Annotated in this window: 16 protein-coding genes; 7 read left to right on the top strand and 9 right to left on the bottom strand. The window is 46.3% G+C overall.

The annotated features are described in order from the left end of the window. Positions 1-18 precede the first annotated feature (18 nt). Positions 19-1,995, top strand: coding sequence for a DNA primase (gene dnaG / locus GO495_RS11495; RefSeq protein ID WP_157299814.1), 1,977 nt, complete (start codon positions 19-21; stop codon positions 1,993-1,995). Here dnaG and GO495_RS11490 read toward each other — a convergent pair. From GO495_RS11490 to GO495_RS11480, 3 genes are all read right to left on the bottom strand, one after another. After that, positions 1,982-2,491 (bottom strand): dihydrofolate reductase, encoded by a 510-nt coding sequence (locus GO495_RS11490; protein WP_157299813.1) that lies wholly within the window; start codon positions 2,489-2,491, stop codon positions 1,982-1,984. The two genes, dnaG and GO495_RS11490, sit on opposite strands and share 14 nt — an antisense overlap. A 26-nt stretch (positions 2,492-2,517) precedes the next feature. After that, the gene (locus GO495_RS11485; RefSeq protein WP_157299812.1) at positions 2,518-3,312 is read right to left on the bottom strand and encodes a thymidylate synthase; all 795 of its coding nucleotides are present in this window, start codon (positions 3,310-3,312) and stop codon (positions 2,518-2,520) included. Positions 3,313-3,394: 82 nt separating this feature from the next. Beyond that, positions 3,395-4,573, bottom strand: a complete 1,179-nt coding sequence (locus GO495_RS11480; RefSeq protein WP_157299811.1) for a proline dehydrogenase family protein — start codon at positions 4,571-4,573, stop codon at positions 3,395-3,397. 159 nt (positions 4,574-4,732) lie between these two features. Here GO495_RS11480 and GO495_RS11475 point away from each other — a divergent pair, with 159 nt between their 5' ends. From GO495_RS11475 to GO495_RS11450, 6 genes are all read left to right on the top strand, one after another. Then, positions 4,733-5,527 carry a FecR domain-containing protein gene (locus GO495_RS11475; RefSeq protein WP_157299810.1) on the top strand — a complete coding sequence of 265 codons (795 nt, stop codon included), beginning with the start codon at positions 4,733-4,735 and terminating at the stop codon, positions 5,525-5,527. A gap of 214 nt (positions 5,528-5,741) precedes the next feature. Continuing rightward, the gene (locus GO495_RS11470; RefSeq protein WP_157299809.1) at positions 5,742-6,296 is read left to right on the top strand and encodes a sigma-70 family RNA polymerase sigma factor; all 555 of its coding nucleotides are present in this window, start codon (positions 5,742-5,744) and stop codon (positions 6,294-6,296) included. A 70-nt stretch (positions 6,297-6,366) separates the two neighbouring features. Continuing rightward, positions 6,367-7,416, top strand: coding sequence for a FecR family protein (locus tag GO495_RS11465; RefSeq protein WP_157299808.1), 1,050 nt, complete (start codon positions 6,367-6,369; stop codon positions 7,414-7,416). An 87-nt stretch (positions 7,417-7,503) separates the two neighbouring features. Beyond that, a complete protein-coding gene (locus GO495_RS11460; RefSeq protein ID WP_157299807.1) occupies positions 7,504-10,662 on the top strand; it encodes a SusC/RagA family TonB-linked outer membrane protein in 3,159 nt (1,052 codons plus the stop codon). 17 nt (positions 10,663-10,679) lie between these two features. After that, positions 10,680-12,281: a RagB/SusD family nutrient uptake outer membrane protein gene (locus tag GO495_RS11455; protein ID WP_157299806.1), complete on the top strand. Its 1,602-nt coding sequence runs from the start codon at positions 10,680-10,682 to the stop codon at positions 12,279-12,281. A 311-nt stretch (positions 12,282-12,592) separates the two neighbouring features. Then, a complete protein-coding gene (locus GO495_RS11450; protein ID WP_170302664.1) occupies positions 12,593-18,034 on the top strand; it encodes an Ig-like domain-containing protein in 5,442 nt (1,813 codons plus the stop codon). A 257-nt stretch (positions 18,035-18,291) separates the two neighbouring features. On the opposite strand, the gene GO495_RS11445 is transcribed toward GO495_RS11450, so the two are convergent. The 6 genes from GO495_RS11445 to GO495_RS11420 all read right to left on the bottom strand — a co-directional run bounded on the left by GO495_RS11445 (position 18,292) and on the right by GO495_RS11420 (position 25,200). Beyond that, entirely contained in the window at positions 18,292-19,323 is a 1,032-nt protein-coding gene (locus GO495_RS11445) for a sugar phosphate isomerase/epimerase family protein (protein WP_157299804.1), read from the bottom strand. Positions 19,324-19,560: 237 nt separating this feature from the next. Beyond that, complete coding sequence (locus GO495_RS11440) at positions 19,561-20,409, bottom strand: hypothetical protein (protein WP_157299803.1); 849 nt, start codon at positions 20,407-20,409, stop codon at positions 19,561-19,563. Positions 20,410-20,526: 117 nt separating this feature from the next. Continuing rightward, positions 20,527-21,534: a bile acid:sodium symporter family protein gene (locus GO495_RS11435; protein ID WP_157299802.1), complete on the bottom strand. Its 1,008-nt coding sequence runs from the start codon at positions 21,532-21,534 to the stop codon at positions 20,527-20,529. Positions 21,535-21,556: 22 nt separating this feature from the next. After that, positions 21,557-22,474, bottom strand: a complete 918-nt coding sequence (locus GO495_RS11430) for an RraA family protein (RefSeq protein ID WP_157299801.1) — start codon at positions 22,472-22,474, stop codon at positions 21,557-21,559. Positions 22,475-22,518: 44 nt separating this feature from the next. Further along, positions 22,519-23,763, bottom strand: coding sequence for an amidohydrolase/deacetylase family metallohydrolase (locus GO495_RS11425; protein ID WP_157299800.1), 1,245 nt, complete (start codon positions 23,761-23,763; stop codon positions 22,519-22,521). A 213-nt stretch (positions 23,764-23,976) separates the two neighbouring features. Continuing rightward, on the bottom strand, positions 23,977-25,200 hold the full coding sequence (locus GO495_RS11420; RefSeq protein ID WP_157299799.1) for an aminotransferase class V-fold PLP-dependent enzyme: 1,224 nt from the start codon (positions 25,198-25,200) through the stop codon (positions 23,977-23,979). Positions 25,201-25,230 lie beyond the last annotated feature (30 nt).

Genomic DNA, 25,230 nt, shown 5'->3' with positions numbered 1-25,230 from the left:
TAGACCAGCAGAATAACATTGATTTCTCAACAGACTATACAGCAGATCCTTGCCCGCATTGATATTGTGGAGATTGTAGGTGATTTCGTGAAATTGAAGAAAAGAGGGGCCAATTACCTTGGTTTGTGCCCTTTTCACAACGAGAAATCCCCCTCTTTCACGGTTACGCCCAGCAAGGAGATTTATAAGTGTTTTGGATGCGGCGTCAGCGGCAATGCCATCAAATTCATCATGGAGCATGAGAAGTACTCCTATGTGGAAGCACTTCGCTGGCTGGCACAGAAATATGACGTTACCGTAGAGGAAACAGAGGTAAGCGCAGAAGTTAAGCAACAGCAACAACTGGCCGACAGCCTGTATATTATCAACAACTTTGCCCGTGAATATTTTGCAGATACCCTGCTGAATACCGAAGAAGGACAGAATGTAGGGCTTAGTTATTTTGAAGAGAGAGGATTTACCCAGGAAACTATCCGTAAGTTCCAGCTCGGGTACAGCATGAACGTTTGGGATGCCTTCACCAAAGCCGCCCTGGCCAAAGGATATAATCTTGATTATTTACAGAAGACAGGACTGGTAACCGTCCGCAATGAACAACCGGGAGATAACTACCGTGGCAGGGTGATCTTCCCTATTCATAATCAAAGCGGTAAAGTACTGGGATTTGGTGCACGTATTCTCGTAAAGAACGATCGTGCCCCCAAGTATATCAACTCTCCCGAAAATGAGATCTATGTAAAGAACAGGGTACTGTATGGTACTTATTTTGCGCGTCATGCTATTGACAAGCTGAATGAGTGCCTGCTGGTAGAAGGATATACCGACGTAATTTCCCTGCACCAGGCAGGGATAGAGAACGTGGTGGCGTCCAGTGGTACTTCTCTTACCCAGCATCAGCTACGCCTGATAAAGAAATACACGAACAACCTCACTATCTTATTTGATGGTGACAATGCCGGTGTAAAGGCTGCATTACGCGGGCTGGACATGGCCATTGAGGAAGGGCTGAATGTGAAGCTGGTACTGATCCCCGATAAGGAAGACCCGGACAGCTACGTGCAAAAGATCGGCGCTGCCGCCTTCCGGGAATTTATAGCGGCCAACAAACAGGACTTCATCCTGTTTAAATTACAGATTACCTTACAGGATGCGGGTAATGATACTACCCGTAAGTCGCAACTGGTAAATGAGATTGCGGAAACTATTTCCAAGATCGATAAAACGGAAGATTTTACCCGGCAGCAGGATTATATACGCCAGTGCAGCCAGGTATTGAAGATAGATGAACAGGGCCTGATCAACCTGGTGAACAAATTCATCCGGGAGCGTTTTCAGAAGAATGAAAAACAACAGGCCAGGGACCATGCAAACTCCCCGGCACCTGATGATGATTTGTCGCCCGAAGCAATTGCCGCCATGGAAGCCATGGAAGGCGGTGATAGTGGTACTGTCAACTTCTTTAACCCGGATGAGAAACAGGAGAAAGAGCTGGTAAAGATCTTATTACGTTTTGGAGATCGCCCTTTCAGTGAAGAAGATAAAAATACGGTGGCGGATTATATTTTTCATCTGCCCTATGATTTTGAATCTCTTACAGACAGTGAGATCGTGAAAAGGATTTTAAGGGAATACAAGAAGATGTATGATGATGATAACCTGCCGGATAAGAGGTGGTTCCTCTATCATTCAGATCCTGAAGTAGCGGCCGTTGTCGTGCATCTGATGGAAGATAAAGAGGCAGAGTTAAGTTCGAACTGGAAAGACCGTTACGAGATTGATACCATATTTGGGGATAACGCTTATCTGCAGGATACTATCTCCACCACCAACTACCTCATACTGCGGAAGATAAGAAAGATGATGACGGAGAATCAGCAGGAAATGGAAAGATCTGCTGTTTATGAAGAGCAGGTGAGATGTATCGAGATGCACAAACACCTGAAACAACTGGAAACAGAACTTACACAGGGATTGGGTACCGTTATTTTCCGGTAATCCTTTCCCATACCTGGAACGTTAACGCATATGCGTGCTTTTCATCCTTTTCATGGCGCTCATCTTTAATCAGCTTCCATTCTTCCGGTTTTTCTTCAGGTTTGAATTCCGGGAAATAAGTATCTCCGTGTACGGTTGCATGTACACGCGTGATGTATACTTTGTCTACAATATCTAATGCCAGTTTGAATATTTCACCACCGCCGGTGATGAAGATCTCTTCTGTACCGAAAGTCTTAGCTTTTTCAATACCTTCTTCCAGAGAAGATACTACGATCAATCCTTCACTATGAAAATCTTTCTGACGGGTGATCACGATGTTTGGTCTGCCCGGCAGTACACGTCCCAGTTCATCGAATGATTTACGGCCCATTACGATTGGCTTGCCGATGGTGGTGGTCCTGAAATATCTCATATCTACCGGCAGGTGCCAGGGCAGATGATTATGTATACCGATAACGTTATTTTCTGAAGCAGCAACAATTATAGAGAGCATGTAAAGTATTGATTGGTAAATGATGGTTAAACGGCTACCGGCGCTTTAATATGCGGATGGAACTGGTAGTTTGTCAGTTCAAAATCTTCATATTTAAAGCCGAATATGTCTTTTACATCCGGGTTTATTTTCAGTACCGGCAGTTCAAAAGGCTGACGGCTGAGTTGCAGTTTCGCCTGCTCTATATGGTTACTGTATAAGTGTACATCTCCGAAAGTATGAATGAAATCGCCAGGTTCCAGGCCACATACCTGTGCCATCATCATAGTGAGGATGGCATAAGAAGCGATGTTAAAAGGAACGCCCAGGAATACGTCTGCGCTGCGCTGGTATAACTGACAGCTAAGACGGCCGTTGGCCACATAAAACTGGAACAGGCAATGACAGGGACTTAATGCCATTTTAGGCAGGTCTCCCACGTTCCAGGCATTAACGATAATACGGCGGGAGTCCGGATTGTTTTTGATCGTTTTTACGGCTTCGCTGATCTGATCGATGACGGTCCCATCTTTAGATTCCCAACTGCGCCATTGCTTACCGTATACGGGTCCGAGGTCGCCGTTTTCATCGGCCCACTCATCCCATATTTTTACTCCATGGTCCTGCAGGTATTTAACGTTCGTATCACCATTCAGGAACCACAGCAACTCATAAATAATGGATTTCAGGTGCAGTTTTTTGGTAGTGACCAGCGGAAGTCCATCCTGAAGATTGAATCTCATTTGGTAACCAAAACAACTTGTAGTGCCTGTGCCTGTCCGGTCAGTTTTCACAGCTCCCTGATCCAGTATATGTTGTAGCAGATGAAGGTATTGTTCCATGAGGCAAAGTAACGAAAAAAATATCAGAGGGCCCCTGGTGGCCGTACAGTATACGTTTGGATCTATATTGAAACGGGTAAGGTTACAGCGCTCTTCTCTTCAGTTCGCGGCGGATCAGTCCCAGCTCGCGGCCTACCTGTCCGGAGATAGACGTGTTTTCCTGAGCGCGGCGGAGCAGGTATGGCATTACGTCTTTTACCGGGCCATAAGGCAGGTATTTGGACACATGATAGCCGGCGTGTGCCAGGTTGAAAGTAATATTATCGCTCATCCCTAATAACTGGGAGAAGTTGACATGTGGATGCTGGTGTGGTAATTTTTGCTTGTCCATCAGGCTGGCGGCCAGCATGGAGCTGTCTTCGTTGTGCGTGCCGATAAATACACCCAATCTGTCCAGACGTTCCATACAGAAACGTACAGCAGCATCATAGTCGCGGTCGGTAGATTCCTTATCAGGTTGTATGGGAGAAGGGTAACCCATTTCCAGGGCACGTTTGCGTTCCTTTTCCATATAAGCGCCACGTACCAGTTTAGCGCCTAGCAGGTAACCACCCTGCCGGGCCTTGTCGAAAGACTTTTGCAGGTAAAGCAGCCTGTCGTGACGGTATAACTGGAAAGTATTGTAGATGATAACGTTTTCTTTGTTGAAGCGGGCCATCAGGTCGTCCGCGAGGTCGTCTACCGGTTGTTGTATCCAGGATTCCTCTGCATCTATGAGCAAACCTATTTTATGTTTGGCCGCAGCTTCTGCAATGGCCAGTATGCGGCCTTTTACGCGGGAGTACTCTTCCACTTCCTGTGGACTGAGCGGGCTTCCTTCATGCAGTTTTTCCAGCAGCGAAAAACGTGCAAAACCGGTTACCTTAATAGCGATGAAGGGGATACTGGGTTTACCGGCAGCATATTGGATAGCCCGGATAAATTCCGGTAAAGCCTTATCATAATTCTCCTCTCCTTCCATGGCCTCTACCCCATAATCCAACGCCACACCCACATGATATTTACCTAATCCTTCGGCAGTACGCGCCGCTTCTTCCAGGCTTTCGCCCCCACAAAACTGGCTGAAAATAGTGTTTTTGATCAGTCCTTTTACAGGTAGATGCAGTTTAAAGGCCAGTGGTGTTAAGGCGCCTCCCAGCTTTACCAGCCAGGGTTTCCCCATGCTGCTAAACAGGAAATCAGCTTTCTTTAAAGCGCGGTCTGATTTTGATTCAAAGGCAATGGCTGTATTCTCAAATGATAATGATAGCTGCTTATCCATGGGCCGCAAAGTTAATACCCCTCTCCCTATCCGCAAAAATTAGATAATATCAAACCAAGCCTATCTTTCATTAATTAAAATATTAATAAAAAAGCGTTTATTTAAATCCGTTACAGACTTTTCTTTATTTTTATACCTTCAACAAAATCAGTATTCCCAGTGCCTAATTCTAATACACCAAGCAAAATCTTCCAGAGTAAATGGCTGTACCTGGTAGTTGTAGTAATACTTTCTGCCACCACTATCGCTGCCTGGTACTACCGCCAGGGGCATAATAAGCCTGTATTACACCAGCTGCGTGATAAACAACAGGGTTACACTACTTATACCGGCACAGCAGGAGAACGCAGGAAAATCACCCTGCCTGACAATACCACTGTCATTTTAAACGGGAATACCCGGTTAATGGTACCGGACAGCTTTATGCGGCAGCATGCGGTACTGCTGGACGGAGAAGCTTATTTTGATGCGCCCGGGCCGTTGATCGTAAAAACAAACATCCTGATCCTGACTACCCAGCCTGCTGCTGCTTTCAAAATCCGGTGTTTTGAATTACAGCAGGGCGCTACGGCATACCTGGTCAGTGGTAAGCTGCAGGTGACCAAATCCTACCTTTCCACTACAGACAATCAACCGGAGATTCTGGGAAATGGCAATATGATCCTGGCCAATAAGGAGATTGACCTGATGGAAAAGGAAACTTATGTACCACTGGAAATGAAGGAATGGCTGGATGAGAAAATGTCTTTCGAGAAAGAACCGTTTATGAACGTAATGCATAAACTGGAAGACTGGTACGGTACAGAAATTTATGTAGACGGGAACACTGCGGAAGTAGCCCCTGTTACTGCCAGCTTTGATCATGCTACACTTAGTCAGGTGCTGGATAATTTGCGTAAGCAGACTAAGTTTACTTATAAGATTAGTAATGAGAAAGTGAATATTACTTTTTAAAATAAAAGAGGCACTATAACAACAACAGGCTATGTTCGATATGTTTTGAAGCATCTTAAGCAGGATGTTGAAAATCCGGTCGAAACGCCTGATCAACATAACGAATATATATAAGAGATCTGGCATTTATCAGGCCACCTGCAGAACTGCCGACCCGCATCTATAGGAATTTCCACATTTATTTATTTAAATTGCTGTGGTAAATTGCCACGTTTTGAATACTATAGCTGCTTTGAAACAAGGTAACCTCTTGGTGTTTAATGAAGTCTTTTATTCCTGGCACAAAAGGGTCTACTATTTTGTTCTCCAAAAAACCAGGTCATCCTTCATTGCAGAAGAGGTGACGCAGCTTACATTCATCAAATGCTGGAACTACCGGGAAAATCTCGCCGATGACCTCGATATACAGTTACAGCTGTTCCGCATTGCCCGCACCACCCTGATCGACTTTCTCCGCAAGGAAACCGTTTACAAGGAAAAGGTAATCCATGTAATAGACAAGTATACCCTGCCGGTAGATGACCTCTGGGGGAAGCTGGCGGAAAAAGAACTCCAGGTGAAGCTGGCAAATGCATTGAAAGAAATGCCTCCGATGCGTCGTAAGGTATTCGAAATGAGTCGTTTTAAAGGTATGAGCTACCAGCAGATTGCACACGAACTTTCCTTATCATCCAGAACTGTGGAAACACATATTTTCCAGGCTATCAAACAGATAAAACATTATCTCGGGTTCATGGTATCTCTCCTGGCCTGGTTTAGCCGGTTTTAAAATATTTTTGAATCAGACTACGTAGTTCGCGCGTTACAAACGTATTACTTATCTATCAGCCGTATATAATATGATAAATGATGAATTACTGAAGCGGTTCTTCAGCAATCAATGCACACCGGAAGAAACCCGCAGGATAGCCAATTACCTGCAGGAGCATTCTGATATGCTGGAGAAATACCTGCCGGAAGGGGAATTCCTGCAATTACAGGAAGGCGGCCACTTCCCGGAAACCGTTTCCCAGCAGTGGCTGAAAAATATTCATCAACAAACAGTATCGGCTGATAACCGGAAGAAATGGATTAAACGACTGGCCATCGCGGCAGTATCAGCTGGTGTATTAGTTGGCGGAACCATGTTACTGCTCCGCCGTGACCATCAAAAAATAGTTGTTGTTAACCCGGGAATGACAGTAACGATTCCTTCCGAACAACAGCAACAGACCACCAACACCAGCCATAAAACCATGGCCATCGTATTACCAGATGGTTCTGTAGTACGGCTGCTGCCGGCAGCCACCATGGTATATAACAAACAATTCAGGGAAAACAGGAACATTTACCTGACAGGAGAAGCCGATTTTACTGTAGCCGCCGATGAATTACATCCTTTCGTAGTGTATAGCGGCGAACTATATACGACCGTATTGGGCACCTTTTTTCATGTAAAAGCCATTCCCGGAGAAAATATGATCAGCGTAAGACTGAACAGCGGGAAAGTGTTGGTACAAGGATCTGTCAATAAAAGGAAAGTCATCAACGATGTAGTACTTACTCCTGGCAAAGAACTCAACTACTACCGTAAAACAGGAAAAGCTTTTGTGTTTGACTTCAATACCAGGGGCAAGGACATATTAGTAAGAGCCGGAAGTAACGGCACAGGTGATACGAAACCGGACTGGTATAAATTCAATAATCAACCTATGTCGCAGGTATTGGATCAACTGAGTAATTACTATGGAATAGCGATCTACTATTATCCTTCAGACGTAATAGAGATTTATTTCGATGGTAAATTTGAAAAAACAGACTCGCTGGAGACTATCCTGACTGATTTAACGCGTCCCAATAATCTGAAGCTGATCCGGAATGATAGCGGATTTATAATTAAGAGAAAATAATTCACCTATATAGTTCTATTCCACAAGTGGGCGCTTATAGCGCCCCAGGGCTTACTATGCCCTGCACTTAAAAAACACGTTCCAGTTATGAAGATGTTCTATCGACCAAAATGGTGTCTGTTTCTGCTACTAGTCATGTTGATATCAGGCGTTTCAATGACCACCCAGGCGCAAGGTCGCCTGCAGGTGACCGGCACCGTGCGCACAGATCAGGGAGACCTTCTCCCCAATGCCTCTGTTGTGACGCTCAATGAAAAAACAAAGTATACCGCCGGTGTGGTAACTGACAGCAATGGCATATTTCGTTTCTCCGGATTACCCCCTGAAGGAAAATACTCTTTCAGCGTTTCTTACATGGGTTTTGAAACTCAGCGGCTGAACAACGTATCCCTGAAATCAGGCGCCACTCTCACTTTTTCTATACGTCTCGTCAAAACCGTGTCTGCACTGAACGACATCGTTGTTATCGGTTATGGTACTGCCAGAAAGAAAGATGTGGCGGGCGCCTACAACGTAGTAACGGTGAAAGAAGCCGGTGCGGTAAATGCCACCAATCCCTCGCAGCTACTTATCGGTAAAGCAGCCGGCGTACAGGTACTGCAAAGCAGCGGTGGCGCCGGCGCAGATGCCCAGATTATCATCAGGGGTACCGGTAGCTTCACCGATATCAATCCTCTGTATGTAGTGGATGGCATCCAGGGCACCAAAAACCTTTTTAATACGCTCAATCCTCAGGATATAGAAAGTATCACCATCCTGAAAGATGCATCTTCCACAGCTATCTATGGCTCCGCTGCCGCCAATGGCGTGGTGATCATCACCACCAAAAAAGGAAAGACCGGTCCTCCCCGCGTCAGCTTTACCTCTCAATGGGGCATCGCCAGGGCCTGGAAACAACTGCACCTGCTCAATACAGCACAATATGTGGACGCGCTGAAAGATCTCGCCGTTACTAAGAATACCGTACTGCCGGCAAAATTCAACACAACGGCAGTTTTACAGGACAGTACCGACTGGCAGGATGCCATCTTCCGTGATGCCATGGTATCAGAAAATGATCTGAACATCAGCGGCGGTGGCGAAAAAGTAAACTATAGTGTATCTGCCACTTATATCAATCAGCAGGCGATCTTAACCAATGCTACCAACAAGAGATTCCAGGCACGTGTAAGTCTCGAAGAAACGCTGGGCCGGTTCAGGTTTACACAAAACATCATCGTCCGGCAATATGCAGGCAAAGGCAACAATGCCAATATCATCAATGCCATACAATATGCTCCCTATAAACCTGTCCTGGACCCAACTATCCAGGGCGGATATTCTATCCTCTCCAACATCGATGACTTCAGCAATGCCGCTAATCCAATACAGGAGATTGCCATGAAAAGTCAAACTTCCAGATCACTGGCTTTCTTTCCACAACTATCGGGGGAAGTGCGTATCATAGATGGATTAAAATTCCGTTCACAGTTCGCAGCAGAAGTGAACTCCAGCCGAAGTAACAGTTATCAGCAACAGTACCAGGCGTCCAATTTCCTGAACCAGGCCCGCCAGTCGATGCTGACTTTTACGGAAAACTCCTACTACATGCTGGAAAACTATCTGTCGTACGAAAAACTACTTGGCAAACACCAGTTCTCTTTGATCGCCGGGCAAAGCTATATTGATCCGGGAATCACGAATGGCTCTTCCATCAGGGGTACCGGGCAACCCAATGATAATATCACCAATGTGGGGGTGGCTTCTTCTCAATCCGTTACCAATGCCTATTCCAACTATGCACGTCCTTCTGTGATCTCTTACTACGGCAGGTTGAACTATACTTATGATGATAAGTACATACTGACCACCAGTTATCGCAGGGATGGCGCTTCCAACTTTGGCCCTAACAACCGTTACGGTAATTTCGCTGCCGTAGGTTTATCCTGGCGCTTTTCAGAAGAAGCATTTATTAAAAAAATATTCCCGGTACTGTCGGATGGAAAGCTGAGCGCCAGCTGGGGACAAACCGGCAACAACAATATTCCCAACTTCCTGAATACCGCAAAAACGTACCAGGGCACACCAGGCGGCGCACTGGTATACTCCCTGGGCAGCACGGAAACATTTATATCCGGTACTACGTTGACGACGGTAAGCAACCCTGATTTAAAATGGGAACAAACTAATCAAACCGATATAGGCATCGACCTGGCCTTCTTAAATAACCGCCTCACCGTCGAAGCCGATTGGTATGATCGTAAAAGTACCGGTTTGCTCGTAACCACCCTGCTACCTGCCAGTATTGGCGTAAGTCTTACCGGTACGCAGCCTCGCAAAACAGTAAATGCAGCCGACGCCCGGAATAAAGGTTTTGAGTTGACCATCGGGTATAAGGATAAGATCAACAACAACCTCAGCTTCAATGTAAGCGTCAACGGATCTATTAACCATAACGAAGTGTTATCATTAGGCGATCAGTTTTCTGCGCCTATCCAGGCCGGCGCCTTTACGCCGGTACCCGCCACCACTTATACCGCTGCAGGCAATGCTATCGGCTCCTTCTATGGCTACCGGCTGGATCATGTGGCCAGAGATGCCAGCGAAATAGCTGCCCTCAACCAGGAAGCAGCAAAAAAAACAGGCAAACCAGATGCGAAATACCAGGATGGTTTGTTGCCGGGTGATTTTATTTATAAAGATATTGACGGCGATGGAGTGGTTACGGCAAAGGACCAGGAGATATTAGGCAATGCCATCCCAAAATATATTTACGGGATCAATGCCGGTATCACATATAAAAACTTTGACCTGAACCTGGTATTGTCAGGTATCAGCGGAACAAAACTCCTAAATGGCTTAAAATTAAATACAAGCTTCATGTCTACAGGGCACAACGCCAGCACCGATATACTTAACAGGTGGCGTAAACCCGGCGATGTAGCCGCTTTACCCAGGATAGGCCAGAATGTAACCGGCAACGGTAACCTCCGTCCATCCGACTGGTGGCTGGAAGATGGCAGCTACCTGCGCTTACGGAACATTACTATTGGATACAATGCCCCGGTGTCAATGTTAACCAATGTCACCAGGGGCGCCGTTAAATCACTCCGCATTTACATAGCAGCACAAAACTTAGTTACTCTCACCAAATACACCGGATACGATCCGGAAGTGGCAGGAGACTACCTGTTTGCACGCGGTATTGATCAGGGACAAGTACCACAGCCAAGAACTTTCCTCGCAGGTATTCAATTAGGTTTTTAATTTCTAAACGTGATTTTATGAAGAAGTATATACATCAATTATTACTGATAGCCGGGCTGATTACGATTTTCCCCGAATGTAAAAAGTCGCGCCTCGACCTGGTGGACCAGAGCGCCTACGCGTACGATACCTATTTCACTAATATAGGAGCGCTGAACCAGGCTACTATTGCCAGTTACGCTACACTGTTGCATCCCGGATTGTGGGCCCGGGAGTATTATTATATTTTTGACCTGATGGGAAATGAAGCCAAGCGCGCCAGCTTTTTGCTGGGGCCGGAACAGGAACTGGGCGATTACAGTTTTGGTACCAACAACGCAGATCAGAGTGCCTTATGGAGTTCCCTCTACCGGATGATCTTCCGGACCAACCTGGTGATAGACCGGGCGGCGGCCTGGAACCCTACATCCACCTCAGATCGCGCCAAACTGAATCAATATCTCGCAGAGGTAAAGTTCCTCCGGGCATATGCGTATTTCCATTTAGTAACCTTATGGGGAGATGTGCCACTGTATACCGACTATCAAACCACGCTTCAAAACAACTATTTATCCCGCAGCCCTGCATCTGACGTATGGAATCAGATAGAAAAAGACCTGACAGAAGCCGAAGCAACCACGGAATTACCTACTGTATATCCTGCCGCAGAATTGGGCAGGGTAACCAAAGGCGCAGTGATAGCCCTGCTCGGAAAGGTTTACCTGTACCAGAAAAAATGGGGGCTTGCACAAACTTCCTTCGAAAAACTGATGGGCGCGCCGTACACCTACAAACTCGACCCCTCATTTGATAATGTTTTCAGCACTACCAATCAGAACACGCCGGAAAACATCTTCCAGATCATGGATCAGCAGTGGACCGACTGGGGTATTGGCTCCCCTTACTATATGTTTGGCAATGGTGCAGAACAGGTAGGTAAACAAACGCATACCGGTCGCGCTATGGAATATGGCTGGAACGATTGGAAAAACGTATACATCAGCAATGCCGCTGTGAACGCATTCTCCTATCCAAATCCCGCAACTGGCCAGCCGTATACTGATCCCCGTGCCAGATCCACCTTCTATGGTACCGCTGCTTCCGGGGGAGATACCATGTACTGCCAGCAATGCACTACGGGAGCAAAAGCGTTTCCTTTTGATGCTGCCGATCCACAGGGCGACTATCGCTGGAAGAAATATGAATATTACAATCTCGTGGAAAAATATGGTGATCCTAAAAGTCCCATCAACGGACAGGTAATCCGCCTGGCTGACGTGATGCTGATGCTGGCCGAAGCCTATATCCAGCAAGGTAATACAGGCAATCCTCCACTGGCGATGATCGACAGCATACGCTCCCGCTCTCATGCCTTTTTGTATACTACGTTGGGGGATAAAGACAATGCCATGAAAATATTGATGCGCGAACGCCAACTGGAATTATGCGGAGAGCAATGCCGGTATTTCGACCTGCTGAGATGGGGAATTATCAAACAAACTATCAACGCGGAAAAAGCTGCGGAACCAGGAACCGGCACACAACCTTTCCAGGATAAACACGTGCTGTTCCCTATTCCCGATGTAGAGAAAAATTATAATCCTAACGTCGCCAAAGACATTCGAAATGGCTGGAATTAATACCCTTATCAGAAAGATAAGCCTCCTGCCGGCGGTGTCGAACAATAACCCGCACCGGCTGATGGAAGGCTTACCTGCACTTCTTTCAGAACCGCCCATTGGGAAGGATTAACCACCGCCAGGAAATGTAGTATAGCTAAATAATCAATTGACTCAAAGCATGATCCCTTTGGGGGCTTACCCGTCAAAAAATATCGGGGAGGGGAAATATTTGTTTACTACGGATGCTCCTATACGTTGTTACGGACGTCCATAACAACGAAAAGCATAAACGAAGATCATCTAAATCAAACCTTAATAATTCCACTGTTATGAAGATGAAAAAAGTTTACTACACGTTACTGCTTACAATTTTTTATCTGACTGCTTCGCAGGGTGTATACGCGCAAGCGTACACCTGGAACCAGGTCCGGATAGGTGGGTCTGGTTCGCTGCCCTCTTTTGTAGCGCACCCTATGGTACCCGATCTTTATTTTATTACCACAGATGTAGGTACTCCTTACCGATGGAATAAGAACCTGCAGAAGTGGGAGCATTTAATGTTATTTAAAAAGATACCGGTCAACTATTGGAATTGGGAAGTTAACCAGCGTTGCGGCAGCCTGGGGGTAGATCCCAGTGATACTACCGGTAATATTCTGTATGCTACTGTGGAAAACGGCGCCGGTCCGGCGCCAGGCAAAGGCTCCAGCGGGGTAGGTACTATCATGAAGAGTACTGACAGGGGTGAATCCTGGACTGACCTGCATGTTCCCATTGTTGTGCATCCCAACAGCACGCAGTATTACGGGGACCGTATACAAGTAGATCCCTCCAATAGTAATAATGTATGGGTTGTTACAGACCAGAATGGCGCCTGGAAAACGGGAGATGCCGGCACCAGCTGGTCGCAGGTAAGCGCTATCAATACACAGAGTGCCTGTGCCTTTATTCTTTTCGATAAAAGCTCCGGCACCCTTGCTGTAAATGGTCAGAATGTTACCAGGCGGATTTACATCGGCCGGTCTACAGGCATATGGGTATCAGAAGATGGCGGTGTTTCTTTCACACTGATGAGCAACAGTCCCCTGTCTCCAGGCCGGGCTACGATTCACGCAGATGGGACCCTGTACGTGTCTGCCGGCTCCAGCAGCGTTAAAAAGGGTGTATTCAAATACAAGGCCGGCAGCTGGCAGGACATCTCTCCTGTTTTTTTAGATAATCCTGACCAATTCTTCGCTAAAGTGGCGGTGAACCCAGCCAATTCAAATGATATCGTTGTAAGCACCAGGGGCACCTGGCAAAAAGATCCTTATTATATTTCAAGGCAGGGCGGAGCCCCCGGCTCCTATACACAGGGAAAGATCACCCGCGATAATTCAGAAGCGCCACACTCGGAAAATGACGGGGTACCTTACAATTCACCGGGGCATAATGCTGCTGCTTTTACCTGGGACCCTTTTTACCCGGACAGGGTATGGATCAACGATATGCTGGACGTGCTGAGCACCGATAATATCTTTGCGCCCATTTCCAACTGGAAAATCCGCGTAGCAGGCCTGGAAGAGATCGTGGTAACAGGCCCTATGGTAGCTCCTCCCAGTGGTAAGAACCTGTTGCTCACCTCTACCGCAGATGTCGGAGGTGGCCACCATCGTTCCCTTACGGAGCCGTTGACCCAGGGTGCCCTTTCCCGCACCGCACTGCACTACGGCATCTCTTCTGCGTTTAATATGCAGGGAGTAGCTTTTCAGTATACAGATCCCAATTTTGTTGTTCGTGTAGGCTGCGACGGCCCGGCAGCTAATCAACTCAGCGCATCGCGTGCGGGTTACTCCACCGATGGTGGCGATACCTATACCCTTTTTCCAAAATCGCCCGGCCTGCGTGGGCGTGTAGCCGTATCGGCTAATCGCAGGAATATCCTCTGGCTCACCCAAATAGATGTTAATAGTCCGGGTAACGTTTACTGGTCGGAAGACCTTGGAACCACCTGGACAAAATCCACCGGTGCTCCTTCGGGAATCTTACCCGCAGGCCCACAGTTTAACCTGTACCCCGGGCAAAACCATCTCGTAGCGGACAAGGTGAACGGCGATTACTTTTATATCTGGGACCGCGGTTCGTTTTATGTAAGCACCAATGGCGGAAAATCATTCCAGAAAACAACCGCCACTGGTCTTACTGCAAACAACGGCAGCAATCCCGATGGCTCTTCTTATGCCACCACCTCCAACGTTGAAGTAACGCCGGGGAAAACAGGGGATGTATGGATAGCATTTTACAATGACGCTCAATACAGCGGCCTTTTTCATACCTCAGACACTGGTAAAACATTCAGTAAGGCAGGTGGAGTAGATTTTAAGCCCAAATGGATAGCTGCTGCTATGTCCGACACCACTGCTAATGCGCACCTGGCTTTGTACGCCACCAGCCAGGACCTTTCCATCAACGGCATTACTTACGCCGCCTTCCGCTCAGATGATACCGGTCGTACCTGGACGACCATCTTAGACCGGTTGCCAGGCGTGGTGCAGAATATTACGGCAGACAACAAGGGAAGAATGTTTATTTCCATCAGTGGGAATGGCATCTATTTTGGCTCTCCTGTAGCTGGTCCTCTTCAGTCGGTAGAAATAGTCAATCCCTCATCAGATACCCTGGTAAAAGGGTTCTCTGTTAAGCTGAATGTAAAGCTCACCCCCACCTATCCCACCAATCCGTCCGTTACCTGGAGCTCCTCGGATACCGCTATAGCTAAAGTGGACCCCTTCGGGACGGTAAGCGGCATAAATGCGGGTACCGCCATTATTACCGTTACATCGGTCGATGGAGGAAAAACAAGTACAAGGCAGGTCGTTGTCATTCCTCCGGTCGTATCCACAGGTATTACGATAGACAGTGTCTTGTATGGTACCATGAATACGCCTAAGCAGATTGTCGCTACTATTACGCCATCAAATACCACTAATAAAACCCTGAACTGGTCGGTGGCAGATAGTACCATTGCAAGCCTGGATGTCAACGGCGTGGTTACCGGCTTAAAGCAGGGCACTACCACCCTCACCATTTCCACAGCAGACGGAGGCTCCACTAAAACCATGCAGTTGATCGTGAACACCATTGTGACAGCCATCAATGCAGGTACAACGGCAACTACGGGAAGCCCTTCAACGCCGTATCAGAATACAGCCTTCGGCCAATATATACCTGAAGGGCCTAACGGAACCGATCAACTATGGCATGCAGGGTATACCTGGAGCGTCCGTAATGCGGCAACGATGGACCTGAGCCAGGTAACAACGCCTGCGCCCCGCCAGGCATATGAGTATATGCGCATCGGCAAAAATAATACAGCTCAATTGCGTTATTTTTTCCGCAACCTGATTCCCAATGCCAACTATTCACTGCGCCTGCACTTTGTTGAGCCCAGTGATGTTGACAAAGCCAAACGGGTGTTTAATGTGAAGACCAGCAGAGACAGCCTCATTAACTTCAACATTTACGAGGCTGCAGGCAATAAGCTGAATACCGTGATTACACGCACTCTTGAAGCAAAAGCTGACAACGCTGGTGTAATAACTGTGCAATTCATTCCTAAGGTTGGTACCAACGATCCTTACAGCGCTTCTATAGCCGCCCTCGATCTTTCCATCATCCCGCTCCAGGGAATCAGCATCCATTCAGACAGCAGTAATCTCTATGTGAGCTATAAAGACACGCTGAAACTGACCACTACACCGGCAAATGCCACCAACCGGAACCTGGTGTACAGATCTTCCAATGACGCCATCGCTACCGTAGACCTGAATGGGGTAGTAACAGGAAAAGCTGCGGGCACAGTTACTATCACCGCTACATCTGTAGTAGGCAGTTTTACGGCTGCCAAAACCTATACGGTAATCTATGTACCTGTTACCTCCTTAACGCTGGATAGCACTTCGGCCAATGTATTTGCAGGATCATCCTTCCAGCTGAACGCTACCATCAACCCGGCAAAAGCCAGCAATAAAGAGGTAGTATGGACATCCTCAGATACAACCGTAGCCAAAGTAAGCAACAACGGCCTTATCAGCGGTATCAAACAAGGCGATGTAATAATAACAGCTACCGCGGCAGACAATCCGGCTATTGCTGCACAGGCCAATATTCATGTAGCCAATGTACTGGCCACCGGTCTTACGTTGCAACCATCCACCGCCATTATCGGGGAAAGGGATACGTTGCAGGTAAAAGTTACCTTCCTGCCGGCTAATACCACTATTAAAAAAGTAACCTGGAGTAGTTCCAATGTAACCTTAGCTACGGTTGACAGCACAGGCCTTGTCACTGCTATTAAACAAGGCGCTCTGACTATCACCGTCAATACCCAGGACGGCTCAGGCGTTTCAACTACTTTGCCAGTAACAGTAGTGCCATATGATTCATGTGGAGGCATACCCAATTATGGTTTCGAAAGTGACCTTATCAACTGGGTAGCTTATAACGAAAAAGTCCCTACGGTGGGCGCGGTGTACACCGTTAGCGGGAAAGGCCATTCCGGCGACAAAGCCGCCACACTGGGTTCTACTACAGCAAACACCGCTTTGAACATACAAGATTCCATACCAGTGAGAGGCGGTAGCGTCATCATATTTACCCAATGGGTCAAAGTAGAAAAAGGGGCCAGTGGTTATCCCTGGTGGGCAGGATATGGCGTTGGGTTTGTAGATAATCAGGGCGCTGCTACGGGTGCCGTTTATTCAAAACCGGTATACAATGTGGTCGCATACCAGGAAAACTGGGCTCAGATAAGAGATACGATCAATGTGCCTGACAGTGCAACAGGGCTTACTTATTGGGTGTCTAAGGTGGGACCCGGCACGGTATGGGTGGATGATTATTGTATAGAAGTTTTAAAGACAAATAAATCGGCTGTTTACGGCATAAACGCGGGTACTGCGCCCGCTCCTGCTAGTCCGTATGCCAATACTACCTTTGCTCAATATGTTCCGGAAGGACCTACTGGTACCGATAAGCTATGGCATGCTGGGTATACCTGGATACAAAGAGTGAATTCCCCTGTAGACGTGTCTCAGGTAACTGATCCGGCTCCTCCGCAGGTATATGAGTATATACGCATATTCAAAGACAATATCAGCCAGATGCGTTATTACCTGCGTGGGCTCACTCCTAATACCGTGTACGCTATCCGTCTGCACTTCGTTGAGCCACAAGATACACAGAAGAATAACAGGATATTCAGCATAAAAGCCTCCAATGGTCTCGACAGCCTTATAGACTTTAATATATACCAGGCCGCAGGCAACAAATTGAACACCGCTGTTATTAAAACCATCAGAGCAAAAACAGACAACGCAGGTTTGATACAGGTGATTTTTTTCCCTAAAAAAGGATTGTATGATCCTTATAGCGGCTCGATAGCGGCTGTTGAAGTGCGCACCTTACCCCCCGGGGACACCCTGCAAAGTGTGACTGCAAACCAAAACATGATCGCAGAAGTAAGCAACAAATTAAACACCCATGGTAACCTGGATTTTACAACGGAAATATATCCCAATCCTTCCAATAATGTGTTTAATGTAAAATTGACTTCTTCCTCGAAAGCGTCAGCAGTACTTATCATTGTTAATAACGCCGGCAGCATAATTTATTCTACAAGAATAAATGCCGGCACCTACTACCAGCTTGGCCAGGATCTGAAACCCGGCATTTATTATATCAATATCAGGCAAGGCGCTCAAAGCAAGACGATGAAAGTTGTGAAACACTAAAAAATTAAACTAAAAATGAAAAGCTGCCTCATTTATTTATGAGGCAGCTTTTCATTTTTTGACTTCAAGGGGAGCTTTATCCACAAATTACATATGTATTTCTTCGCGAAGTTCAACTAAAAACGTTACTAAAAGTAAAAGCCCTACCGGACTAGCATCTGATAGGACTTTTACTTCATTTGTTTGCTACAAACATGTCGCTAATAAAACGACATTGCCTTTGACAGGATCTCTTTGTATATCGTTTGTTTTTATACTCAGCTTAATTCTGCTCCCACCTTCTTCAGTAATGCCAGCGTTTTGCGTACCCCTTCATCTTCTGATAACTGTGCACCTTCGTATTCTATGCCCACATGACCGGTATATCCTGCGTCTTTCACGATCTTCATCATCTTGTGATAATCTGTTTCAATGCAGTTACCGTTGATGTCAAAGTCGTGGGTTTTAGCGCTTACACCTTTTGCAAAAGGCATGAGTTCTGTTACGCCCTCGTAACGGTCGTATTCTTCCAGGCATTTTGTTTTGGCCCATGCTTCCGGCGTGTTGTCCTCTGGTTTGGTACGGTTGAGGCAGAAGTTACCAAAGTCTGGCAAAGTACCACAGTTGGGTCTGTTCACTGCTTTCATCACGCTGGACAACCATTTACCATTGGAAGAATTGCCCCCGTGGTTTTCCACTATTACATTGATATTGTGCGCATTACCAAATTCCGCCAGTTTACCCAGGGATTCCACTACTGCTTTCGCCACATCCTCTGCTTTTCCTTCTCCTGCAGCATTTACACGGATAGCGTGACATCCCAGGTATTCCGCTGCTTCTACCCATTTATAATGGTTCTCTACAGCTTTTAGTCTCTTTTTAGGGTCCTGATCTCCCATATCACCTTCACCGTCGCACATGATCAATACGCTGTGGACGCCGTTATCGCTACAACGTTTTTTGAGGTCTGCCAGGTAGGCTCTATCGTTTGCTTTATCTTTAAAGAACTGATTCACATACTCCACGGCTTCAATACCAAAGTCTTTTTTAGCCTTCAGCGGAAAATCCAGGTGAGACATTTTATTGGAAAACAGCGCCTGGTGGAAGGACCATTCTGCCAGGGAAATCTTAAAAAAGAGAGGCTTTGTTTCTGAGGCACCGGGTAATGTGGCTGTAGTAGTACTGTCTTTAGCCGTTTTTTCGGAAGAACCACCGTTACAGGCAGCCAATACAGAAGGCAACATGCCGGCCCCCATTGTGTATAACGCCATTTGTCTCAGGAAATCCCTGCGGTGCTTTGGATTGTTCATATACGTGGTTTTTTAGGTGCGGAATGATAACAAAATACAATTTATAGCGCAAATACGGCACACTGATCAGGGGGAAATGTAAAAAATTATCCCAAAAGCGTAGTTTTTTCACATTTTCTTTCTATCTTATAAGCTCTTATTCCCGTTTGTCTTTATTTTATAATTCCACCTGATGTACGTAAGTACCATCATATGTGATAACTAAAGCCGTACCAGGACTCGTCCGGTACGGCTTTTCTACTTAACTTTCAAGCGCCAGGTGGCACTTATCTTCCCTATTTTACGTCCTTCTGCCAGTTGTTCCGGAGTGGCTGTTTTTAAAAGATATTCCAGTGCGGTCGTTTTGGTGGGGTCGGGTTCTGCTACTTTATCAATTACAAAACCCGCTTCGTTGAAGAATGCTTCTGCAGCCTCGAAGCTGTCGAACTTATTGTCTTCAATACGATGCTGATCGAAGAACTGCTGTAACTTATCATCCAGCTTTATTTTCAATTTCCCTTTCAGATAAATATCTGCGGTAATCCAGTAACCACCACGTTCTTTCAGCACTTTATGAATGATCCCCAGCAGTTTTTTCTTTTCTTCATCACCCAGGTACATCAGTAACCCTTCATTCACGATGACGAGCTCACCGGGAGGAAAGCGGTTTACGATACTGGTAAACTGTTCTTCATCCAGTGCATTCAGCGGCAATGTTTCCAGGGTCCCTTTGGTTTCAAAATCGCCCTGTTGCAGGGTAGTTACAAAGTTGATTTTTGTGCTGATGAGATCTGGCAGATCAGTATCAATATAGTAGACGTCGCGTTTTTTTACGGCATCGAGGCCACGGAATGAAAAGCCGGAAGATAATTCCAGGATGTTCTTTGCAGGGATGTCTTCCAGCAACTGATCGATACTGGCGTAACGGTTTTCGAAATGTGCCAGTCTTGCCCAGAAAATGAATTCTTTACGGTCGTAATCCGGAATGTATTGTTCGGGATAGGACATCAGCTCTGCGGCCTGCCGTGCATAAGGGATAGGGGTCATTCCCTTCATCAGCAGCAATGACATTGCTGAAGGGCTGATAGTATTGTAATTACGCTCCATGATTGGTGTATGTTTTTGGGTTAATTATAACGCGGTTTGCCCTGCAAAGATAAGAAAAAGCCGCGCCGGAAATTTGTCCGGTACGGCTTTAAGGTATTATTCGAAGGATAGCGGGAATCAGTCTTTGGGAGGATGGCGATGCCACCAGGAAGCCAGCAGAGAACCGGTCACGTTCATCAAAGGACCGAATACAGCAGGTGCCAGTCCTACGGTAGCAATCTTTCCCATACTTTTGGCGATGGCAGATGCCAGTCCGCCGTTCTGCATACCCACTTCAATAGCAATGGTACGGCAGTCCTGCTCCTTCATTTTTATCAGTTTACATAACCAGTAACCTAATCCGTACCCGGACAGATTATGGATAAGGGAAGAGAGGATGAGTAACATACCTACCTGTAACAGGCTATCACGTCCATGAGCGGTGATGATCACGATAATGAAAGCGATAGCAGTCATGGATACTTTAGGCATGATATTGTCCAGCCATTTCATACGGCCTTTCAGGAAATGGTTGAAAAGCAGTCCGGCAGCAACGGGGAGTATTACCATTTTGGTGATATCCCACATCATGGTAGTAACGCTGATATCTACATAGCTACCGGCCAGCCAGCGCATGAGGAACGGAGTAACGAACGGCGCCAGCATAGTGGATACAGCCGTTAACGTTACAGACAGCGCCAGGTTGGCTTTGGCTAAATAAGAGATTACGTTAGATGCCATACCACAGGGTACTGTTCCTATCAATACCACGCCTGCGGCTATTTCCGGAGGGAAGTTGAAGAGATGCGCCAGTCCCCAGCCAATGAAAGGCATAATGGTAAAATGACAGATCACACCAGTGAATACGCCCAAGGGCATTTTTATTACGCCATAGAAATCATGTAAGCTCATGGCTGTTCCCATTCCAAACATGATGATCTGTAATAAGGGAGTGATCAGTTTTGAAGACTCCCAGTCACCGACGTGTGTGAAATATTGCGGATAGTATAAAGAAGTAGTAACGGCTGCGAAGATCATTAACGTGTATACGAAACCACGTGTTTGTTCTTTCCTTGAGAATATAATAGCCAGGATAATCCAGAAAGCTATGATAAAGGGACCCGCCGAGGGCAATATTGCATTCATATAACGTTGGAATTTATTCAGTTTACCATGTTCTCTTTTCGAGCATTTTGTCCAGTTCCTGCCGGGTCATAGGTGCTTTCCCGGCCTGTTTGTGTTGCCATTCTATGAATGCATTTCTGATAGCGTCTGTCCAGTTGTTGTCTATTTCTCCAGGTGTATAACGACCCGATTTCAGCATTTCAAAACCAAACTGATCTTTCACAATGATAAAGGCCGCGATCTTAATGACCTTTTCTGCAAGATGAGCAGGGATGAATACGACCCCTTCCCTGGAAGTAAGGACCAGGTCTCCGGGAAGGACGATAGCGCGGCCAATACGGATAGGTGTGTTTAGTCCGGTGAGCATGACGTTCTTTAAATAAGAAGGGTCCCAGTCGCGTACAAAAGCGTTGAAACCAGCTATTTCTTCCAGACCGTCCACATCTCTTGCGGAAGCGTCGAATACTACGCCTGTACCGGTACGGGCATAGATCGCATTCCCTAAATTAGAACCTATCAATGTGCCTTCGGAGATTTTCCCGAAGCCATCTGCTACATATACATCTCCTTTGCTTAATTGCTGAATAGGCCATGAATTGGTATTGCCTTTAAAGCCTTTCTCTGCACCGCGTTCTTTGATGTGTTGTTCCACATCCGGTCTTGCAGGCATGAACATGGCCGTTACCGCGCGACCTACGATGGGTTTATCAGGATGGATCATTTTCCAGCCACCTTCGAACTGACAATGATAGCCTTCTCCTTCGAGGATAGTCCATACATCATCGATGTTTACTTCTCTGGCCTGTTCTATCAGGGCATCGGGAACTTTAGGTCTTCCGTCCGGGAAACGTTCTCCTTTCCATTCGGAGGTAAGGAAGATCAGTTCTTCCTTTGGTATTGTTTGCGCCCGCAGTTTCGCGGACAACATCAGTATTAAAGGAAGTAAATACAAAAATTTCATACAGTAGATTTATGTAGATAGAAGAATTGCCGGAAACAGGAGACTCATTGCTTTCCCTCGTTAATTACATTGGCTAAAGCATTCAGATCGTAGACCACTTTACCTGCACGGACCGTTAGTTCACATACCAGTCTTTGCGTACCTTCCTGTCTGTTACCCATACCATCCGTGAAACCGAATTTACCTTTTTCAATACTCAGAATGGCAATATCTGCCACACTTTTTTCTGACAGGTTACCCAGTTCTTCATGTTTAATTGCCAATGCCGCTTCTGAAGTAACTGCTTTGATCAATGCGGGCATAGTCATGCCCATATTCAGAAATTTGTCCATTACGTTCAGCTGGTCTTTCATTGCACCGTTCATACTGCCGGCATGGATGTCCGTGCTGATCGTACTGGGAAAGAACCCTGCTTTTAAAGCCGGTATGGCCTGCGAATAACAAAAGCTGATACCACCATGACCTACATCAAAGAAAATCCCTTTTTTACGGGCTTCCAGTACAAATGGCCGTAATTTACCGGTACTGTCTACAATACTCATGCGGCCTCTTACCTGTGCATAGGCATGCGTATAAATATCACCAGGGCGGAGATGATCTCTGAAGAGTTCTTCCAGCGATAATGGCGGATTACTGCCGCCAAAGTCTATCATCACCGGCTTATCCGTCAATACACCGGCTGCCACGGCTCTGTCTACCGGTGCCCACTCAGCGCCTTCATAATGCGCTACTTTGATGCCCACGATCAGGTTCCTGTATTGTTTGATGGTCAGCGCTGTCATCTTGGTATCCATATCAGAGAGATCCTGTTCGTACGGACCACCACGCATACCACCGCCAACTATATTGATGAATGCCAACACTCTTGTTTTAGAATGTTTGATCGTTTGTTCATTGAACGTTTCAAAGTTTTTCCAGCCGGAGCTTCCCGCATCTACGACTGTAGTGACACCACAACGGAAGGTAAAACCATCCGGTGCTACTGCATCAAAACTGTTGTTCAGATAACGGTTAGGAATGGTGCCCATGAAATTATGTGTGTGAATGTCTATCAGTCCGGGTGTAACATACATCCCCTTTGCATTGATCACTTTTGCAGCAGTAGCAGGATTTATATTTTCGGCTACCTTTGCAATACTATCCCCTTTCACTGCAACATCCATTACCGCATCTATATTATTCTTCGGATCTATTACATGTCCGCCTTTTATCAGTAAAGTATATTCCTGTGCACTTGCAAGATGTGTACATGCTATGAGAAATAAGAGACATTGGAGAAGCTTTCTCATTACTATCATTTTATTGAGACCTGAAAATAAAATATCCGCCTTCCGCTCCCGCCAGCAGGCGGGATACGAAAGACTCACAGAATAGAGCGTCTTCGTTTGCTGGTGGAAGCAGAGAGCCGGATGTTGTAAGTAAATTGACAGGACAGGACTGACGGCTTCATCCCACCACCAGCCCTGTTAATTCCCGCTGGTTGTGACTAAACACACCATGTATCAACCATTCGATAGGACCTTTTTCAATTGTGCGGCCACGATCTTTTCCTGTCCGGGTATCAGCATCCATGTGGTAATACTGATAGCATGGTCCCCGGTACCACCTGCCACTTCTATGGAGGGAGTTCCGCTGCGTAATTTTTCTTTTATATCTGCTGCTGTGGCAGGGATTTTCTTAGGGTCCCAGGACACATGCAAAGTAGGAATGTGATTGGCGATGGCAGGAACCTTTACTTCCGTAACAACCCCACTTACTGTTTCTGCCGCATCTCCTATCAGTTTAATCTGTGATTCCCATAATTTCCATTCTTTATCGTGATCGGTATTCAGGTAAGTTTCCAATGCTACCAGCATACCCAATACTTCTTCCTTGTTTACCTTATAACCTCTGCCGATGGTATTGCCCCGTGGTGGCGTACTTAATCTCGCAGCCTGAATGATTTTTTTATTGCCCAGCATCAACCCTGCGCTTTGTGGTCCACGCAGTCCCTTTCCACCAGAAAAACATACGATATCATAACCCATCTTCGTATACCTGAACAGGTTGTCTACCGGAGGTACATCTGCCGCACAATCTATAATAGTGGGGATGTTATGTTTTTTTGCTATCTGCTGGAATTCTTCTACCTGTATTTTTCCGTCGAAGTTATTGGCATTCAGGAAATACATCAGCGCTGTTTTTTCACTGATCGCATTTTCCAGTTCTTCCTTTGTATCGATGTATATTATTTTAAGACCGGTATTCTGGATAGCATGCGCGTAGTCGATCCGGTGAGCGTTCTGCATGATCGCTTCCGTTTTCATACCATTCGCTTCCAGGAAAGGCAGCAGTGGTACTTTCTTTTCATCCATGCCCGTAAGGATACCCGCAGATGCCAATGTAATGGCAGATGCAGCGCCGGAAGTAACCGTGGCATATTCGCAATGTAACAGATCAGCGATACGCTGACCTACTTTATCATGTAATTCATCCAGCATCACATATTCTTTGGAAGCATACTGAATAGCGCTTAATACTTCCGGACGCATCAATGAACCAGTCATAAAGGTATAGGTACCGGCAGCATTGATAAATGTGCGGATGCCCAGGTCTTTAAAGTAATCTTTCCCTGTCAGTGGTGCTTTTACAGGTTCGCCGGTAAAAGGCAATAGTTTAGCCGTGCCTGCAAATGCACCCAGTACGGGGAATGCGGACATATTCTTTAATAAGTCTCTGCGGTTCATAAAATAAAAGAGTAAAGCGTAAAAGAGATG

This window comes from Chitinophaga oryziterrae (assembly GCF_009758125.1).
GTDB lineage: Bacteria > Bacteroidota > Bacteroidia > Chitinophagales > Chitinophagaceae > Chitinophaga > Chitinophaga oryziterrae.
The sequence above is the reverse complement of the archived record's forward strand: the minus strand, read 5'-3'. Positions and strand labels throughout refer to the sequence as shown.

Excerpts from the sequence above, each read along its gene's own strand:
- GO495_RS11460 (WP_157299807.1), top strand. The coding sequence starts at position 7,504 with ATGAAGATGTTCTATCGACCAAAATGGTGTCTGTTTCTGCTACTAGTC.
- GO495_RS11425 (WP_157299800.1), bottom strand. The coding sequence starts at position 23,763 with ATGAGAAAGCTTCTCCAATGTCTCTTATTTCTCATAGCATGTACACAT.
- GO495_RS11485 (WP_157299812.1), bottom strand. The coding sequence starts at position 3,312 with ATGGAACAATACCTTCATCTGCTACAACATATACTGGATCAGGGAGCT.
- GO495_RS11445 (WP_157299804.1), bottom strand. The coding sequence starts at position 19,323 with ATGAACAATCCAAAGCACCGCAGGGATTTCCTGAGACAAATGGCGTTA.
- GO495_RS11430 (WP_157299801.1), bottom strand. The coding sequence starts at position 22,474 with ATGAAATTTTTGTATTTACTTCCTTTAATACTGATGTTGTCCGCGAAA.
- GO495_RS11420 (WP_157299799.1), bottom strand. The coding sequence starts at position 25,200 with ATGAACCGCAGAGACTTATTAAAGAATATGTCCGCATTCCCCGTACTG.
- GO495_RS11450 (WP_170302664.1), top strand. The coding sequence starts at position 12,593 with ATGAAGATGAAAAAAGTTTACTACACGTTACTGCTTACAATTTTTTAT.
- GO495_RS11455 (WP_157299806.1), top strand. The coding sequence starts at position 10,680 with ATGAAGAAGTATATACATCAATTATTACTGATAGCCGGGCTGATTACG.
- GO495_RS11440 (WP_157299803.1), bottom strand. The coding sequence starts at position 20,409 with ATGGAGCGTAATTACAATACTATCAGCCCTTCAGCAATGTCATTGCTG.
- GO495_RS11480 (WP_157299811.1), bottom strand. The coding sequence starts at position 4,573 with ATGGATAAGCAGCTATCATTATCATTTGAGAATACAGCCATTGCCTTT.
- GO495_RS11490 (WP_157299813.1), bottom strand. The coding sequence starts at position 2,491 with ATGCTCTCTATAATTGTTGCTGCTTCAGAAAATAACGTTATCGGTATA.
- GO495_RS11435 (WP_157299802.1), bottom strand. The coding sequence starts at position 21,534 with ATGAATGCAATATTGCCCTCGGCGGGTCCCTTTATCATAGCTTTCTGG.
- GO495_RS11465 (WP_157299808.1), top strand. The coding sequence starts at position 6,367 with ATGATAAATGATGAATTACTGAAGCGGTTCTTCAGCAATCAATGCACA.